The sequence below is a fragment of the Rhizobium mulingense genome, from assembly GCF_029194105.1.
Lineage (GTDB): Bacteria > Pseudomonadota > Alphaproteobacteria > Rhizobiales > Rhizobiaceae > Rhizobium > Rhizobium mulingense.
In genome coordinates this window covers 22,021-37,090 of sequence record NZ_JARFVE010000022.1, presented here as the reverse complement: position 1 = coordinate 37,090, position 15,070 = coordinate 22,021, and the positions used below count along the sequence as shown (strand labels likewise).

Sequence of the window (15,070 nt, the reverse complement as noted above, 5' to 3'; positions counted from 1 at the left end):
GCTCTTTCCAGCATGCGCGAGCACGTTCCTCATGAAGTGAACCCGGCACCTTTGCCAAGTGGCATTGAGAACCTTGGAAACGGCAGCCTTGATGCCCTCATGTGCATCAGAGACAACCAACTTCACCCCGCGTAGACCGCGGCGCGTTAGCCTGCGCAGGAATTCCGTCCAGATCGGTTCGGCCTCCGAGGTGCCAACTTCCATACCCAGGACCTCGCGCCGACCGTCGCTGTTGACGCCCACCGCGATAATGACGGCGACTGAGACGATGCGGCCGCCACGCCGGACCTTGAGATAGGTCGCGTCCACCACAGGTCGTCGACAGAACGGGTCGAGATTCCCTGGATATACGCTTCCTGGATAACGGCCGTCAGAGCTTTCTCTGCCATGCGGCGCGGTTCAAGGAAGCTCGGAAAGTAGCTGCCTTTGCGCAGCTTCGGAATGCGAAGCTCGACGGTGCCAGCCCGCGTCTCCCAATCGCGGTCACGGTAGCCATTGCGTTGAGTGAGCCGCATCGAGTTCTTCACACCGAAGTCTGCACCCGTAGCCGAGCCTACTTCCAGCTCCATCAGCCGCTCGGCAGCAAGACCGATCATCTCACGCAACAAATCTGCATCGGCACTCTTCTCAACAAGGGAGCGCACGTTCATCATGTCATTGGTCATCGGTGATCTTTCCGTCAGGTTGGTCTTGAACAACCCGACCCTAGCGGAAAACACTGATGGCCGCCCGCAAAGCCGATCACCCGCTACAGCGCAGCGAGAAGCGCGCGGGCACTCGGCTTTACTCCCTCCCGTCAGCTACACCAGGTGCTGGGACACGATCCGCGTGCCGGTTGCTCACACCGCGCCACTTGGCGTATTCAAAACCGCCGAGGCTCTAATCGCCGCTGGATGAAAGTTCAGTGGCAGGTCACGCAGGCTCAAGACCCTCAAGGGCCTCACACTACGAGTTCGTCTGCAAGACATAGACTTCGCAGCCTGAACGTTTCACCCTCGATCCGCTCCATGAAAATGCCGGGACTGAACAACGACGGCTGAGTGCAGGCATCAAGACTTAAGTCTGTCGTAAAGCAGACAAAGCGAATACAAACGTGGTGCGAACTGTCGGCTATTGGCTGACACGAAGATGCAGAACCCTCGACGTGCTGGAGGTGCCCCAGGCACCTGCTATCATCGCAGGTTGGGGCCAAGGCTGGCCTGCTCTGATCCCCGGTAGTGGGCGGGGTACACCCTGCCGATTTCAATTAAGCTACGCCTTTTTTCCCGGCTGATCTCGTCCACCGTTCAAAGGCCCCACCGCCACGTCAGCAGCGTTTAGGCGAATATACGCTCCAGCATCTCTCTTAACTGCAGCGCTTCGCCGCCATCTGAGGTTTCGCGACCGCACGCGCTTGCCATGGCAGGTCCCGCAATCCGTCGCCCAAAGCCGTTATGGATGCAATACGAAATTTCCCGGCAATCTGGACATCTGCCGCGTGAGACCTGGAATGCAATATTCGAGTTCTGGTGCCTATTCAGCTCGCATTCGTGCTGCATGTCCGAGTGGCACGTCCCTTGCTTCACTTCATGCTACTGATTCACCGCAGAGAGCGAGGATGAACTGACGTAAACTCTATTTCTATCGCCCCAGTCGCTTTGTCGGAGATGGGTCACGAGCCGCATCGACGGGGCAGGAAGGCCTCAGATCGGGATTTAGCCCCAACGAAGCTGAAACCAGGGAGGCGCTCGCGCCGTGCTGGCCTTCGCGCCAAGGGCCGGCGAATTCTCCTGCGATATCGTGGCGCGGATGCACTCTGAGCCTCGAGAGGTAAGTGCTACCCTGCTCGTCAACGAGACGCCAATGAGCGTGCGGCGTCACAGAAACATATGGGACGGATTTTTTCCACGGTAAACGTCCGTACTTTCGAAAGCTGGCAATGGTGAATCCTTCAACATACTCTGCGCAACTCGCCGACGGCACTATCTCGGTTCACGTGGATCGAAGCCTTGTACCCCCCATCGAGATGTTCGGCTTCGGGCAGCGAATCAACCCGAACCGCTCGTTTCTGTTTGTTTCCAAGGTTCTTGGTCGATTCCTGCCGATCCGCCCTTCGGTCATGGGAAATGCATTCGACCTCCTTGCACGTCAGATTCCTGCCGATATTCCTGGTCCGGTTTTGTTCATCGGAATAGCCGAAGCGGGCATTGGCCTTGGTGCGGGTGTCCATCGGCGGTTCCGCGAACTCACTGGTCGCGGCGATGCAATATATATCTGCTCCACTCGCCATGATCTTAAACTGCCGCTGCTGTGCGAATTTGAGGAAGAGCATAGCCATGCCCCGCGGCACCTCCTGCACGAACCATGCGAGGCAAGGCTCCGCGACTTGGTTCATGGTGCGACCGGCTTGGTACTCGTTGACGATGAGGCTTCGACAGGTAAGACATTTGCCAACATCTTCGCTGCCCTTCCCGCAAAAATTCGTTTGAAGCTGAAGCACACAGTCCTACTTACGCTTACCGACTGGTCAGAAGGCGCTGCCCGCGCGGAGATCACGGGAACAGTCAGTGAGGCTACTATCGTTTCCGGACGGTACAGTTGGACTCCGCGTGGGGATTTCACGGCAGCTACTCCGCAGGTCCCTTACTGTGACCGTCCTAAGCGGCCCGAGGTCTGTCCCGACGTCGCTCGAGACTGGGCGCGTCTCGGCGTCGTCGATCACTTGCAGGGTCTCAATGCAAACGCTGCCGATGACGGGATTACCCTCGTACTCGGAACGGGCGAACACGTGTGGCAGCCCTTCCTGCTTGCGGAGCGCTTGGAAAAGGAGGGCGCTGAGGTTTTCTATTCATCCGTGACGCGTTCCCCCCTGTCGAAAGGCCACGCGATCGGTTCAGTACTTTCGTTCTCCGACAACTACGGCGGAACGGTTCCACATTACCTCTACAACGTCGATCCAGCGCTGTACTCGAAAATTATACTCTGCTCGGAGACAGGCCCGGAAAATGTCTGTGCCAGCCTGATGTCCGCACTGGGCGATCCCATTGTCCTTTCAGACGTAGAAGGTGAATGAAGCCGCCTTAGGCCATGCGGTCTGCCGCTTCGAAATCGGCTCACTCGATCGGACATTTCCGCCAGTCCACAGCGACACAACACTGCTGTCGCGTTATCTAAGGACATCACTCCCATGGGGGATATCTATGACAGCATCGCCTCCCCTGCCACACTAGGCTCCTACGCCGAATACGACGTGACGCTCCTTCTCAAGAGAGTGGATATTCAGCCTACTGACACGGCCACGAGGGAAGAGGCCATCCAATCCGGGCGGCGGCATTACTCGGAAATGATTTCCGCCGAGATGGCCCCGACCCGCGAATACATGGACCTGTTTGCTAAGGCCATGGCCACTGGTGGCCCGCGCATGGGCGCCGAGACGGCACGCCTCGCCCTCGCGATCGTGCAGTCGGTCGAGGGTCCTATTACCCTTGTCAGTTTGGTCCGCGCCGGCGTGCCCTTCGGCATCCTTCTCAAGAGGGCCATCGCCTTACTCGGCCGGGACGTCGGACACTACGGGTTGTCGATCATTCGCGACAAGGGCGTTGACGACGAGGCTATGCGCCACATTCTTGCCAGGCGTCCTGTCGAGAGCATCGTCTTCGTAGATAGCTGGACGGGCAAAGGAGCAATTGCGAACCAACTCGAAAAGAGCTTCAAGGACTACTCAGACCGGCCTGCGCGGCTAGTTGTATTGGCCGACCCCTGCGGCTGCGCATGGCTCGCCGCATCGGGCGACGACTGGCTTATTCCCTCCGGAATGCTAGGATGCACCGTATCCGGGCTTATCAGCCGCTCGATCCTCAACGCTGCCCTCGTCGGTCCCGGTGACTTCCACGCCTGCGTCCAGTGGGATAATCTCGCGCAACACGATATTTCCCGATCATTCGTGGATGGTATGTGGAATGATGTCTCCACTGTGATTGCAACCGAAATCCCGAGCGTCTGGAGTATCGAGACCCGCCGGGCGCATCGCGATGCCGCCGCCGCTGCCGTCGCCTGGGTGATGGGGGAGGACGCCGTAACAAACATCAACCGAGTAAAGCCGGGCATTGCGGAGGCGACCAGGGCCATCCTGCGACGTGTGCCGGAAAAGGTGTACGTCTCGTCGCCAACCGATCCAGAACTCGCGGCCCTCATGTACCTGATCGACAACAAAGGCGTCCCGTATGTCGTCTCCCCTAGAAAGATCGCCCCCTACCGCGCCGTCACGCTGATCCGGCACGTCTCCTAATCTCCACGTATGTCTACTTACGAGCTCGGCGCGCAGGTCAAGGAAACTGAGATGTGACAAATTCCGTATCGTAAAATTCATTGCCAATGGAAAATCCGCGAAAACTCACATCTGGCAATCGATCAGATATTTAACCAGTCGCATTTTGGAGTACGCATATGAAGCCCATTGCTCTGGTGGACCTTGACGACACCTTGTTTCAAACCAAGAAAAAGATACCGGAGATTGCGGAAGCCGATCTGGTATTGGCGTCCAAATCCATTAATGGAAGCAACTCCTATATGACGAAGATTCAAGCTGCCTTTGTCGAGTGGCTGCTCGTCTCCACGGAGGCCATCCCGGTTACGGCGCGCGGCTCTGAGGCTCTTTCGCGCGTTACGATCGCGTTTGAAAGCTACTCAATCGTATCGAACGGTGCCGTCATCCTCAAAAAGGACGGCAAGCCTGACGCCGAATGGCATGAGGTCGTCGCAAGGGAGCTCCGGCCGCTTGCCGGCTTTTTCGATAAGCTCCTCGATGAGGGCAGGACCAAGGCGAGGGAACTTGGCGTCCACATCCGGTGCTGGTCGGTGATGGAAGCTGATCTCGCGACATATGTTGTCTTCAAAGAGATTGACGGAGACGGCTCACGCCTTGAAGAGATTGTGCCGATCATTCGAGAAAAACGGGGTTGGGTTCGACACCACAACGGCAATAACCTTGCGCTAGTTCCGCCTGCGATCTCAAAACGGGTGGCCTCACAATTTCTGCTCAAAAAGCTTCGGACGGAGCATCCAGGTCGCCCAGTGATCGGCTACGGTGACAGTGTGAGCGACTTCTCCTACCTGTCCCTCTGCGACTGGTGGGGTGCTCCGGGTAACTCTCAAATGACAGACCTTGTCGTTTCCGCTGTTGCGCGTGAGAGATAGGTGACACGCGTACTGCGAACGCGGTGATATGTGAGGAGGGTGCAGGAATGATCCTGCACCTCCAGTCTTTTAGTAGAAACTTCCTATGGGTAAAACGCCGCGCCATATCGCGGTAAGAACCATGGCAAGCGCGGCGAGGATCGCGAGATTCCCGTCGGCTTTTACCACGAGTACGTAGAGCTTGTATTTCAGCATGATATGTCCTTTCGATGAGCTCATTAGGAACTGCCGTCTCGACGGTTCGTGCCTTACTTGCGCAGAGCGAAATTTCGCGCCCATGATCCTCTCGGCGTCGATCCGCCGGAAATGGTCGACGATGGGTTGATCGTCATAGACCATGGCCGCGCTCTTGACGCAGCCGAACATCATGGCCTTCAAAGACGCGACCGGGCCCTCGCCCGCAGCCGGCGCTGGAGATAGGAAAACTTGGTTGCTTGCCACACGCGTCCTGTCGATCTTATAAAAACGCAACGTTAGCCGAAGCGGGATCCATTTGGGATCCACGGCAACCAGCCGCCGGTCTCCCGCTCGAAACAGCAGCACATCGGCGCGCATGTCCGGCGTGAACCGTTTGCCGAACCAGCCAAGATCTTCGAGCACACCATCGAACGATGCCCCGTCGATTGGCGACTGTCTATCCATTCAAGCGGCCAGTGCGGCTGCTCGGCGTCACGCTTTCAACGCTGACGACCTCCGATCGGCAATGCACGACCCCAGTCCCAACTTGATCTCGGGCTCTGACGGCCCATCGCCCCGAAATAGAAAAGCCTGCCGCGGGAGGAGGTGCGGCAGGCTTTCCTAAAAGAACCGAACGGCGACCTGGGAGGAGGAGTGCCGCTGTTCCCACAGACGTCCCTTTGGGAGGAGGAGTGGGCCGTCTAAACTTCGAAGCGTTGCGGGAGGAAGCATCGCTTCGATGAAAATAGCAATACTCGGGCCAGCGCCATGAAGCCAGCGTCTATGTTGCACTGCAGCTATGCACCCGCCGCAACAATCGGCAGGACATCGAGCATTCCTACCCCTGATTTTGTCGGCGGCTCTGCCGCTGTTACAGAGTGGAACCGCTACAACGTCAATTTCGATATCGAAAGCCCCAAGAAGGCCGTGACAGTTCGCGGCGGCCCTGCCGTCATGGAAAGTAGCGCCGCTGGAGACGGTGGCCGGCAGCTAAGCTGGATCGGTGCGGTTCGCGACAGTCATTAGGGGACACCCGGTGACAGACAGTATGAAGTGGCAGTCGCTCCCAGAAGCGCAAGATGTTCTGCGGGTATGTTTTCACCGTTAAGACCCGGCTGTACAATCCCGATCCGGTACTCGATGAACTTGCGTCGGGCAGCCTTTCGAAGCGTGGCCAAGTCATTCAGGCTGCCTCGAATGAAACGGGCCCGGCCCTTAAGATGTGATGTTTCTCTCACGGTCAGGTGGTTGATGAGGTTCTTCAAGCTCCATGTCCCCTTCACCCCCTTCTGTGCTTGACCGCAAACGAGGTAAAGATCGTCCGCCCGGCGCCCCATTACTGCCTGCGAGTATTTCAGATGCCAGAGAAGTACGGTGACGGTATCGTCCGTCTCCTCGATCGCCACGACGTCCGCGCTCTCCCAGGTGTCATCGTCATCTCTTCCGGGAGAGTGGGCAGACAATCCTCGCAATGGGCGTTCCGCTGATCGCACCTCCTTTGGTTTTCTGACCACTTTACCGCCCGAAGCGTGACCTCTCGCTTTTGAGGCAAGTGTCCGAGCGTAAAGCGAAGCTATTGAATCTTGTAAAGAATTCGGTTGCGCAGCGGGCGGATTCCCGCTATCTTTTTCGATAGGGCAGTACGCGCTGCCCTGGGGTGTGGAAACCCCTACACGTGGTTGATGCCGGCCGTAACGGCATCACACTCCTTGACCTTCGGTCGAGGAGCCTGTGGCGTATGTCCAGGTTCCTCGGAACTAAAGGCCACAGGACCGTCGTGTACGGTTTCCAACTCCCCGATCAGTGGGTTTAGCGAGTTTTCAGCGGGGGCGCACCGCGTGAAACTCTCCATCGGGGTGTCCACCATGAAGCGCTATGCAGCAGCACAGGTCCGGACTTCGAGGCCTGCGCAAGCCGAACAGTCGAATTTAGCGCGCGAGTTGGTGCATCCAGTTGATCGGCATGTCGGACAGCAAATCCGTATCCGCCGAATGCAGTCGAATGTATCCCTAGGGGATCTCGGCGCCGGCATCGGGGTCAGTTTGCAGCAGGTACAAAAATATGAAAGCGGTAAGAACCGCGTCAGCGCTTCGATGCTCTACGAGCTTGCCAATTGCCTCAAGATCCCTGTTTCGAGGTTTTTCGAAGGTCTTCCAGATCCCGAAACCACTCAGGGCCAGCAAATCATAACAGAGATCGATGAGAAGATTGCCTATATTTCCACGGCGGAGGGACGGCGTCTGATAGACGACGTTTTGCTCCTTTCTCCGCGTGTGCGCAGCCGGATCGTTGCCCTCGTCAGCTCGATTGTCGATGAAGAGATGGAAGAACAGAAGCCGGTTGGTTCATCTGCTGGTTCTTAGCTCCCTACCGGTCGATTTTCTCCGCTGCTTCAAGCGAAAACTCGGTGCGCAATACCGCCTTCTGTGCCCGCGAAAAATCGGCGGCGACGTGTTCTGCCCGCTCTTGCGCGGCGCGCCGGGCGGCTTTGCGCTGCGCAAGCGATAGGCTGGCATCGGCTTCATGGCTGCGCAATACGGATTGTCGCATCAGCGCGTCCTGAAGCTCGGCGGCGGAGATAACGTCGCTCTTGCGCAATGCGTCGACGACAGGATTGCCGGCGGCCCGGCTTGCCGCGATGTCGAGCGCTTCGGAGGCTTTTGCTTCCCGCTCCCGCGCGCTTTCGGCATCCGCCCGCGCCTCAGAGAGGCTGCGGGAAAGATTGTCGGCCCGCAGGCTGCGGATCTGCAGCAACTGCCTGAGAGATTTCAGCGCCTTCATATCAGCCGCTCAGGCACCGTTGTTCGTCGTCAGGATTTCCAGCTGGCCGCCCTTGATGACCTTGATGCTGTCGGCTTGCTGCCGGCTCAGCACGTCTTCGACGGCCTTGGTGAAGACGGCGGGCCCGCGCACCAGCACCAAGCCGCTGGCGGGATCTTCACGCAGCGCATCGTCCGGCAGCAGCGGGAACAGCGCGCGAATGGCGTTTTGCTCGGTCTTCCAGCTGCGGCCGCCGCGATCGAGGACAACGGTGGAGACCTCCTGCTTCGGCGCGATGATGATGCGGCTGCCGTCATAGGCGACGAAGAGATTGCTGGCATCGCCAAGCTTGACGAAGGCCTTGGCTCCGCTTTCCCGCACGGACCAGTGCTCGACCTTGCCGCTCAGTGTCCCGACTGTCGTGACCGGGATGCCGGACATGAAGGACAACGTCTGGACAACATCGCCAAGCGGCAGGGAGACGACATCCAGGCGCACCTCCCGCTCGCTGGCGCCGGCCGGTGGAGGAAAGGAGGCCAGCAGTCCGATAGCGGCCATGTAAACAAAACGCGCAAACATCTGAGTTTACCTCACGATCCGGATATCGCCCGACAACTAATGAACGAAGGAAGGCAGGGGCTGCAAAATCCAGTCTATTAATAATTATCTGATCTACTGTTGCAGATCATCGGTCTGCTGGGAACAGGACGGATATCCATTTCGCGCATTTGTTGTACATATCGCGAATTAATAACTTTTTAACATAAGCTATTGAATTCGATCTTGAATTCTGCAAGGTTCTGGCCGCCAAAACCATGCAAGGAGTTCAAGACATGGCTACCAGCACTAGTACTTCGACACTTGATGCGGGCATCGGCTCGGCGATTTCCGCCTTCAAGTCGGCCCAGAACGAAGCGACCGCGCAGAGCCTGCAGGTTGCAACCGAAATCACCAAGATCAATGGCGTCGCAAACGCCATCAAGAAGATCGGCCCAGGCTGATTGAAACAATGGCGAGACGGGTTCGCCCGTCTCGCTTCCCCGCTCTCGAAGACAATAAAAGCCGCTCGACGGACGGTTCGGGAACAAGATGACCATGGATCTAGATCCCTCTTCGCCGACATTCAGAGGTAACGCCGGCAACACTGCGTCAGGCAGCGGCGGACCGGTCTTGCGCATCACGCGCGCCGGGCGCAGCTCCATTCTGCCGTTGACGGCGGAGCGGCAGGTGGTCGGCGGCAGCGCCGATTGTGACCTGATCATCCTAGGCGCCAAACCGGAACCCGCCTTTGCCATCAGTCTGCAGCGCTCCCGCGGCTCCGACACGGTGTCGTTGACCGCGTTGCGGGATGACGTGGCGATCGACGGTCGTTCCATCCCGCGCGATCGGACGATGAGCCTTACGAAGAGACAGACCATCTCCTTCGACGGCACGATCTGCGAACTCGAAGGTCTCGGCGCCCGGCGCGTGCGGTTCGAGCCGCGCCGGATTGCGGCTGCCGGCCTTCTCGGGCTGGCGGCGTTGCTTTTGCTGGCCGGCCTTTACAACAGCGATGCGCCGGCTCACGAAGCCCCGCTCGTCAAGGTTTCCGCCGCGCCCGAACCGGCGCCGTCATCGGCGGCGATCGCTGCCGAAATCCGCCAGGCCATTCGTATGGCTCAGCTTCCCCAAGATCTGAGCATCGTCGCCACCGCCGACGAAATTCGCATCGGCGAAGGATCGCGGCCTCTCGGCCTGCCCGATGAGACCAAGCTGCGCAGCATCATCGCCTCGATGAGCCGGCGGGGTTCCGTTTCCATCGTCGATCTCACCGCCCTCTCTTCCGGTCTCGACGGCTTCGTCGCCGCCGCCGGCTATACGCCCGTCAGATTCATCATCGGCTCCGACGGTCGCCGCTACGAGGAAGGCGATGTCGTTGCGAGCGGCTGGCGCATCAAGGAGATCGGCAAAGACCAGATGATCGTTTCCCGTGACAGTGAGGACGATACGGTCAATTTCGCCTCTGCCGGCAATGCCGAGCCGAAGCTCGCCGAAATTTCCAGCAGCGAACAAGAATAGGCGATGGCGTCGGAAGCCGGATCATGAAGGTAAGGTCATCCGCCATCGCCATGCTTGCGCAGCGCACCGATATGCTGCTTGCGGTTTTTTTCGCCTCCGTCGTGACGATGCTGGTGCTGCCGCTTCCGACAATCGTTCTGGACGTGCTGATCGCTTTCAATCTCTCCTTCGCTTTCGTGGTGCTGATCACCACGACCTATCTGAAGAGCGTGCTTGAAATCGCGACCTTTCCCGCGGTCATTCTGATCGGCACGCTGTTCCGCCTGGCCTTGACGATTTCCTCGACCCGGCTCGTGCTGGCGGACGCCGATGCCGGCGAGATCATCATGGCCTTCGGCGATTTCGTCGTTGCGGGAAATGTCGTCGTCGGGCTGATCATTTTCCTGATCGTGGCGCTGGTGCAGTTCATCGTGGTGACGAAGGGCGCCGAGCGCATCGCCGAGGTCGGCGCCCGTTTCACGCTCGACGCCATGCCGGGCAAGCAGCTCGCCATCGACAGCGACCTGCGCAACGGCCATATCAGCACGGAAGCCGCGCAGAAGCGCCGGTCGCGTCTCGAACAGGAGAGCCAGTTCTTCGGCGCGATGGACGGCGCCATGCGCTTCGTCAAGGGCGATGCGGTCGCAGGATTGGTGATCGTCGCCGTCAATCTCATCGGCGGCCTGGCGATCGGTATCTTCCAGAAGGGCCTGAGCTTTGCCGAGGCGGCCCATCTCTATACGCTGCTGTCGATCGGCGACGGCCTGGTCTCGCAGATCCCATCCATTCTGATGGCAGTCTCGGCGGGTATCGTCGTGACCCGCGTGTCCGATGACGGCAATGGCAGCCTCGGCAGCGATATCGGCCGCGAACTCTTCCGGGAGCCCCGCGCATTGGCGATTGCGGCGGCGCTGACGATCTGCGCGGGCTTCGTGCCGGGATTTCCCACAGGCGTGCTCGGCGCAATCGGCCTGTGCCTGGCGGGCCTTGCCTTTATGGTGCATCGCCGGCGCACCGGCCCGGCCGCAGCCGGATCGGCGAATGCCGTGGAAAGCGCCAATTCCTATCCGCTCGACCGGACGAAATATGGCGATCCCGTCGTCGCCACCGTCTCGGTGGAAACGCTGGCGCGGCTTGAGGCGATGCGGCTCGGCGAAATGCTGGACGGGCGGATCCGCATGGCGGCGCGCGCCGTCGGCGTCTCCGTGACGGTGCCGACGTTCAACGCCGATCCCCGCATGGCCGAGGATCTGATCCACCTTCAGGTCGAAAACGTGCCCGCCGGTCTCGTCAGCTGCGGTCCCGAACGGACGGCCGAACAGATTGCCGACGACATCGTGCGCATCGTCCGCCGCCATATCGGCGCCCTGTTCAGCGTCGACGACGCGGCACAATGGCTGGGCAGCCTCGAACCGCGTCTCGGCAAACTGGCGATCGACGTCGCCACCCAGGTGCCGCTGATGCTGACGGTCGCGGTCGTCAGACGCCTGCTGGATTCCGGCGTGACGCTTTCCCAGCCGCGCGGACTGCTGGAAGTGATGCTGCACGCCGGCACCGATCACGCGCCGGATGCCCTGGCCGAAATGGCGCGCGCCGCGCTGGTCAAGCAGATCGCCTTCGGGCTTCTCGACCGGCGCGGATTGCTGCCGGCGCTGGTGCTTCCCGCCGAATGGGACCACTTCATCCGCTCCTATGACGCCGCTGGAGCGACCGAGAAGATCGAGATAGCCGAAAGGCTGCGCCTGCTGGCCGAGAAAGCCAGGCAGGCTCTCGAGGACGCCAACGAGCGGGGATACGATCCCATCATCATCGTGCCGGGCGAGTGGCGCCTGCTCACCCAGACGCTGATGATCCACCACAACTGCCGCATTCCGGTGCTGGCGGCGGAGGAGATCGACAGGGATATAACGATCGAAACCATCGGAGAGATCGGGCAAATCCGGAACGCTGCCGGCTCCAAACAAAGGCCGGGCTGATAGAGCAAGTGAAGTAGACGAGACCAACTGGGGATGAATGCAATGTGTGGCGTAGATGGACAAAGGCCCATAGACTTCGACAGAACCTCCCGTTTCGACCTTGAGTCCGATTGCCTTGGCGGCAGCAATAGGGCCGACACGGATTTCACCGCCATCCGAACCCGCAAGGTCTCGCCCTTCGAAGATTTCTCCGGCAACCCGCCGACGCTGACCTCCTATGTGCCGAAGTCGCGGGAAACGTCGGAAAACGGCATGGATTCCGACCCCAAGGATCTGCTGCGCAAGCACATCAACTGGCAATCCCACTCCAAGAAGGTGGATCCATCCGACGAGAAACAGGCCACGACTTTGCAGACCACGACGGAAAAACCCGACCTCTCGAAAGAGGGCAGCGTCATCGTCGTCAACGAGCCGATCGTCGTGGATGGCGGCGTGTTCGACGGCAAGGGCGCGACCTATACGGCCTCGTCCAAGCTCGGCGATGGCGGCCAGTCCGAAACCCAATCGCCGCTGTTCATTCTCAAGAACGGCGCCACGCTCAAGAATGTCGATCTCGGCGAGAATGGCGCCGACGGCATTCACGTCTATGGCGGCGCGACGCTCGAAAACGTCAATTGGCAGAATGTCGGCGAGGATGCGCTGACGGTAAAAAGCGCCGGCGACGTCACTATTATCGGTGGCTCCGCCAAGGGCGCGACCGACAAGATCTTCCAGATCAATGCCGACACGAGGTTCTATCTGAAGGATTTCGTCGCTGACGGCTTTACCACGCTCGTGCGCACCAACGGCGGCAAGCAGATCGACGCCGACGTCACCATCGATGGCGGGGCGTTCTCCCACGGCAGCAACGTCTTCCGCACCGACAGCTCGCTTGCCAGCGTGACGTTCCTCTCCGATATCACGCTGGACGATGTGAAGAACTGGACGCGTGTAGGTGACAACCAATCGGGCGTCTGAGACGCCCGACCACCGGAACCGCAAAGCGAAGATCAAGCGGGCGGCTTAGGCTCCCGCTTTTCATTGCCGGCCTGGTCCTTGCCTGCGCGGCGGGCTGCTGCGCATTTCCGCGCCGATTTGCCGGCGCGCCGATTTCAGCTTCGGGTCGCCCTGGGTATCCTTGTATTCGCGCCGCGCCTCGGTCTTGGTCATGCGGTGTTCGTGCCTGAACAGCGCGCGCGAAATGCGGATATCGAAAAAGGCCGCCGCCACCATGATGCCGGCGGCAATGACGAGGATCGAGCCGAGGAGATGGGCTGTCGTGGAGAGCGTGCATGCTTCTCCGCAAAGAGGCGACCAGAAGATGCTGTTGAGGAAATAGAGGATCGCACCGCCGCCGGCGGCGGCGAGCAGGACAAACTTGACGAGCCCCTTGACGAACTCGGCGATGCTCGCGAGCGAAAAAAGCCTCTTGATGCCCTCGAACGGATTGAGCCGGGTGAAATCGAAGCTCATATGTTTGAACGATACGGGAAACCCCTGCCCGTCGAGGATCGACACCAGGATGGTCGCGGCAAGACCCATGGCAAGCGGCAGCCACATGAGATCGAGCAGCGCCACGCCGGTTTCGCTCAAGCCGACAGTGACGGCGTCGGAGAGGTCGGCCCGCGCGGCGGACTGCAGGCCGCTATCGAAACTGCGGGTGAAATCCTCGAGGATATCAGGCAAGCCCCAGGTGACGTAGACGGCGATGGCAAGAACGGAGATCGCAACCGGGATTTCCTTCGAGCGGGGAACCTGGCCCTCGCGGCGGAGCCGATCGAGCTTCACCCGGCTCGGCGGCAGGGTTTTTTCTTCGGTATCGTCATTTTTGGCCATGGGTCACCTCCAGCATGGCTTTCACCTCGTTGAATCCGTCGATCCAGAGATCGTGGAAATAGCTGGAGATGAAGGCCGTGTAGATGACGAGAATGACCACGACCGCGAAGTTCTTGATGGCCGGCAGGCTATCGTTCAGCGGGAATTGTTTCGACGAGCGGCCAACGAAGGCCAGCGACAATTCGAGCGCGCAGGTGACGATCATGAACGGGGCGGCAAGCAATCCGGCCGCTTTGAACAGCCGGCCGAATACACCGAGGATCATGTCGAGCGGATCGTCGGGCATGGCGGGCATGAGCTTGAAGAGCGGCCAGAACTCGAACGACTTGTAGAAAATCGCGACCAGATCGATGATGCCGCCGGCGCTGACGAAAATCACCAGGGCGATCGACATCATCAGCGAACCGAGCGGCGCGGTTTCCAGCGCGTTGATCTGGTCGAAGAGATTGGCGGCATTGGCACCGCGATAGACATCAGTCATATCACCCGCCGCCTGGGCCGCCCAGAAGGGAATGCCGAGCCCCATGCCGACAAGCGCCCCGAAGCAAAGTTCCTTCATCGAAAGGGCGGCCAGATCGAACCAGGACGTATCCCCCAGCGCCAGCGTCGAATAAGCGAAGGCGACGGAGGGCGCCGACAGGCCGATTGCGAGGCCGAAACGCAGGATGCCGACGATGCTGAACAGCGAGAAGATCGGGAAGATCAGCAGTATCCCGAGCGCGCGGGCGGCGCCGAGCATGGCTGCGGCCGGTGCCGCGACCTCGATGCCGACGAGCGGAAGATGATCCGGCCCCATCCGCCTCGCCTCACTGAACCATGGTCGGGAAGTCGTTGAGGATGTGAACGGAATGTTCGATCAGCGGCGTTGCCAACACCCGGCCGAACAGCAGCAGGGTGATGGAGATCACGAAAATCTTGACGATCTGCGCGATGGTCTGTTCCTGGATCTGCGTCGCCGCCTGGAAGATGGCGATGACGAGGCCGAGAAGTGCGGCAAGGCCCAGAATAGGGCCGGCCAAGGCGAAGGTCGCCATCACGGACATGCCGATTTCGGCTGCGACCTGATCCTCACCCATGACGGCAAGCCTTTCCGGTCTGCGCGGCAGGCACCCGAACCGGTGCGTTCGTCA

Annotated in this window: 15 protein-coding genes and 2 pseudogenes; 9 read left to right on the top strand and 8 right to left on the bottom strand. The window is 59.8% G+C overall.

Annotated elements, in window-relative coordinates; all coding sequences use genetic code 11:
• Positions 1–665 (bottom strand): annotated as a pseudogene (locus PYR71_RS29290) (transposase); the annotation flags it as partial.
• Positions 666–1,918: 1,253 nt separating this feature from the next.
• On the opposite strand from PYR71_RS29290, the gene PYR71_RS29285 reads away from it, so the two are divergent.
• The 3 genes from PYR71_RS29285 to PYR71_RS29275 all read left to right on the top strand — a co-directional run bounded on the left by PYR71_RS29285 (position 1,919) and on the right by PYR71_RS29275 (position 5,175).
• On the top strand, positions 1,919–3,052 hold the full coding sequence (locus PYR71_RS29285; RefSeq protein WP_225884181.1) for a phosphoribosyltransferase domain-containing protein: 1,134 nt from the start codon (positions 1,919–1,921) through the stop codon (positions 3,050–3,052).
• Between the two features lie 114 nt (positions 3,053–3,166).
• Positions 3,167–4,267 (top strand): cysteine protease StiP domain-containing protein, encoded by a 1,101-nt coding sequence (locus PYR71_RS29280; RefSeq protein ID WP_077991529.1) that lies wholly within the window; start codon positions 3,167–3,169, stop codon positions 4,265–4,267.
• A gap of 158 nt (positions 4,268–4,425) precedes the next feature.
• Positions 4,426–5,175, top strand: coding sequence for an HAD family hydrolase (locus tag PYR71_RS29275; RefSeq protein ID WP_004675991.1), 750 nt, complete (start codon positions 4,426–4,428; stop codon positions 5,173–5,175).
• Positions 5,176–5,445: 270 nt separating this feature from the next.
• On the opposite strand, the pseudogene PYR71_RS30900 reads toward PYR71_RS29275, so the two are convergent.
• A pseudogene (locus tag PYR71_RS30900) lies at positions 5,446–5,793 on the bottom strand (DUF4334 domain-containing protein); the annotation flags it as partial.
• A gap of 327 nt (positions 5,794–6,120) precedes the next feature.
• Between PYR71_RS30900 and PYR71_RS29260 the strand changes: the two are divergent.
• The gene (locus PYR71_RS29260) at positions 6,121–6,378 is read left to right on the top strand and encodes a hypothetical protein (RefSeq protein WP_018447059.1); all 258 of its coding nucleotides are present in this window, start codon (positions 6,121–6,123) and stop codon (positions 6,376–6,378) included.
• On the opposite strand, the gene PYR71_RS29255 is transcribed toward PYR71_RS29260, so the two are convergent.
• On the bottom strand, positions 6,375–6,758 hold the full coding sequence (locus PYR71_RS29255) for a hypothetical protein (RefSeq protein WP_008534295.1): 384 nt from the start codon (positions 6,756–6,758) through the stop codon (positions 6,375–6,377). The two genes, PYR71_RS29260 and PYR71_RS29255, sit on opposite strands and share 4 nt — an antisense overlap.
• A gap of 459 nt (positions 6,759–7,217) precedes the next feature.
• On the opposite strand from PYR71_RS29255, the gene PYR71_RS29250 reads away from it, so the two are divergent.
• Positions 7,218–7,715 (top strand): helix-turn-helix domain-containing protein, encoded by a 498-nt coding sequence (locus PYR71_RS29250; RefSeq protein ID WP_064820010.1) that lies wholly within the window; start codon positions 7,218–7,220, stop codon positions 7,713–7,715.
• A gap of 4 nt (positions 7,716–7,719) precedes the next feature.
• On the opposite strand, the gene PYR71_RS29245 is transcribed toward PYR71_RS29250, so the two are convergent.
• Positions 7,720–8,133, bottom strand: coding sequence for a hypothetical protein (locus PYR71_RS29245; RefSeq protein WP_064820009.1), 414 nt, complete (start codon positions 8,131–8,133; stop codon positions 7,720–7,722).
• A gap of 9 nt (positions 8,134–8,142) precedes the next feature.
• On the bottom strand, positions 8,143–8,691 hold the full coding sequence (locus PYR71_RS29240; protein WP_008534289.1) for a hypothetical protein: 549 nt from the start codon (positions 8,689–8,691) through the stop codon (positions 8,143–8,145).
• Positions 8,692–8,945: 254 nt separating this feature from the next.
• Here PYR71_RS29240 and PYR71_RS29235 point away from each other — a divergent pair, with 254 nt between their 5' ends.
• From PYR71_RS29235 to PYR71_RS29220, 4 genes are all read left to right on the top strand, one after another.
• Complete coding sequence (locus PYR71_RS29235) at positions 8,946–9,113, top strand: hypothetical protein (protein WP_007636000.1); 168 nt, start codon at positions 8,946–8,948, stop codon at positions 9,111–9,113.
• Between the two features lie 88 nt (positions 9,114–9,201).
• Complete coding sequence (locus tag PYR71_RS29230) at positions 9,202–10,170, top strand: SctD/MshK family protein (protein WP_064820008.1); 969 nt, start codon at positions 9,202–9,204, stop codon at positions 10,168–10,170.
• Between the two features lie 23 nt (positions 10,171–10,193).
• Complete coding sequence (locus PYR71_RS29225) at positions 10,194–12,125, top strand: flagellar biosynthesis protein FlhA (RefSeq protein ID WP_064820007.1); 1,932 nt, start codon at positions 10,194–10,196, stop codon at positions 12,123–12,125.
• A 42-nt stretch (positions 12,126–12,167) separates the two neighbouring features.
• A complete protein-coding gene (locus PYR71_RS29220) occupies positions 12,168–13,082 on the top strand; it encodes a pectate lyase (RefSeq protein ID WP_046977186.1) in 915 nt (304 codons plus the stop codon).
• Between the two features lie 60 nt (positions 13,083–13,142).
• Here PYR71_RS29220 and PYR71_RS29215 read toward each other — a convergent pair whose 3' ends face one another.
• Genes PYR71_RS29215 through PYR71_RS29205 form a run of 3 tightly spaced genes read right to left on the bottom strand, consistent with a single transcriptional unit; the run spans position 13,143 to position 15,016 of the window.
• Positions 13,143–13,940 carry an EscU/YscU/HrcU family type III secretion system export apparatus switch protein gene (locus PYR71_RS29215; RefSeq protein WP_046977185.1) on the bottom strand — a complete coding sequence of 266 codons (798 nt, stop codon included), beginning with the start codon at positions 13,938–13,940 and terminating at the stop codon, positions 13,143–13,145.
• A complete protein-coding gene (locus PYR71_RS29210) occupies positions 13,927–14,736 on the bottom strand; it encodes an EscT/YscT/HrcT family type III secretion system export apparatus protein (RefSeq protein ID WP_046977184.1) in 810 nt (269 codons plus the stop codon). Before PYR71_RS29210 ends, PYR71_RS29215 begins: the two co-directional genes overlap by 14 nt.
• Before the next feature lie 10 nt (positions 14,737–14,746).
• Complete coding sequence (locus tag PYR71_RS29205) at positions 14,747–15,016, bottom strand: flagellar biosynthetic protein FliQ (RefSeq protein WP_046977183.1); 270 nt, start codon at positions 15,014–15,016, stop codon at positions 14,747–14,749.
• Positions 15,017–15,070: the final 54 nt, after the last annotated feature.

What these genes read in the sequence shown, in the direction of transcription:
- PYR71_RS29285 (WP_225884181.1), top strand. Translation starts at nt 1,919, where the DNA reads ATGGTGAATCCTTCAACATACTCTGCGCAACTCGCCGACGGCACTATC.
- PYR71_RS29280 (WP_077991529.1), top strand. Translation starts at nt 3,167, where the DNA reads ATGGGGGATATCTATGACAGCATCGCCTCCCCTGCCACACTAGGCTCC.
- PYR71_RS29275 (WP_004675991.1), top strand. Translation starts at nt 4,426, where the DNA reads ATGAAGCCCATTGCTCTGGTGGACCTTGACGACACCTTGTTTCAAACC.
- PYR71_RS29260 (WP_018447059.1), top strand. Translation starts at nt 6,121, where the DNA reads ATGAAGCCAGCGTCTATGTTGCACTGCAGCTATGCACCCGCCGCAACA.
- PYR71_RS29250 (WP_064820010.1), top strand. Translation starts at nt 7,218, where the DNA reads ATGAAGCGCTATGCAGCAGCACAGGTCCGGACTTCGAGGCCTGCGCAA.
- PYR71_RS29245 (WP_064820009.1), bottom strand. Translation starts at nt 8,133, where the DNA reads ATGAAGGCGCTGAAATCTCTCAGGCAGTTGCTGCAGATCCGCAGCCTG.
- PYR71_RS29240 (WP_008534289.1), bottom strand. Translation starts at nt 8,691, where the DNA reads ATGTTTGCGCGTTTTGTTTACATGGCCGCTATCGGACTGCTGGCCTCC.
- PYR71_RS29235 (WP_007636000.1), top strand. Translation starts at nt 8,946, where the DNA reads ATGGCTACCAGCACTAGTACTTCGACACTTGATGCGGGCATCGGCTCG.
- PYR71_RS29230 (WP_064820008.1), top strand. Translation starts at nt 9,202, where the DNA reads ATGACCATGGATCTAGATCCCTCTTCGCCGACATTCAGAGGTAACGCC.
- PYR71_RS29225 (WP_064820007.1), top strand. Translation starts at nt 10,194, where the DNA reads ATGAAGGTAAGGTCATCCGCCATCGCCATGCTTGCGCAGCGCACCGAT.
- PYR71_RS29220 (WP_046977186.1), top strand. Translation starts at nt 12,168, where the DNA reads ATGTGTGGCGTAGATGGACAAAGGCCCATAGACTTCGACAGAACCTCC.
- PYR71_RS29215 (WP_046977185.1), bottom strand. Translation starts at nt 13,940, where the DNA reads ATGGCCAAAAATGACGATACCGAAGAAAAAACCCTGCCGCCGAGCCGG.
- PYR71_RS29210 (WP_046977184.1), bottom strand. Translation starts at nt 14,736, where the DNA reads ATGGGGCCGGATCATCTTCCGCTCGTCGGCATCGAGGTCGCGGCACCG.
- PYR71_RS29205 (WP_046977183.1), bottom strand. Translation starts at nt 15,016, where the DNA reads ATGGGTGAGGATCAGGTCGCAGCCGAAATCGGCATGTCCGTGATGGCG.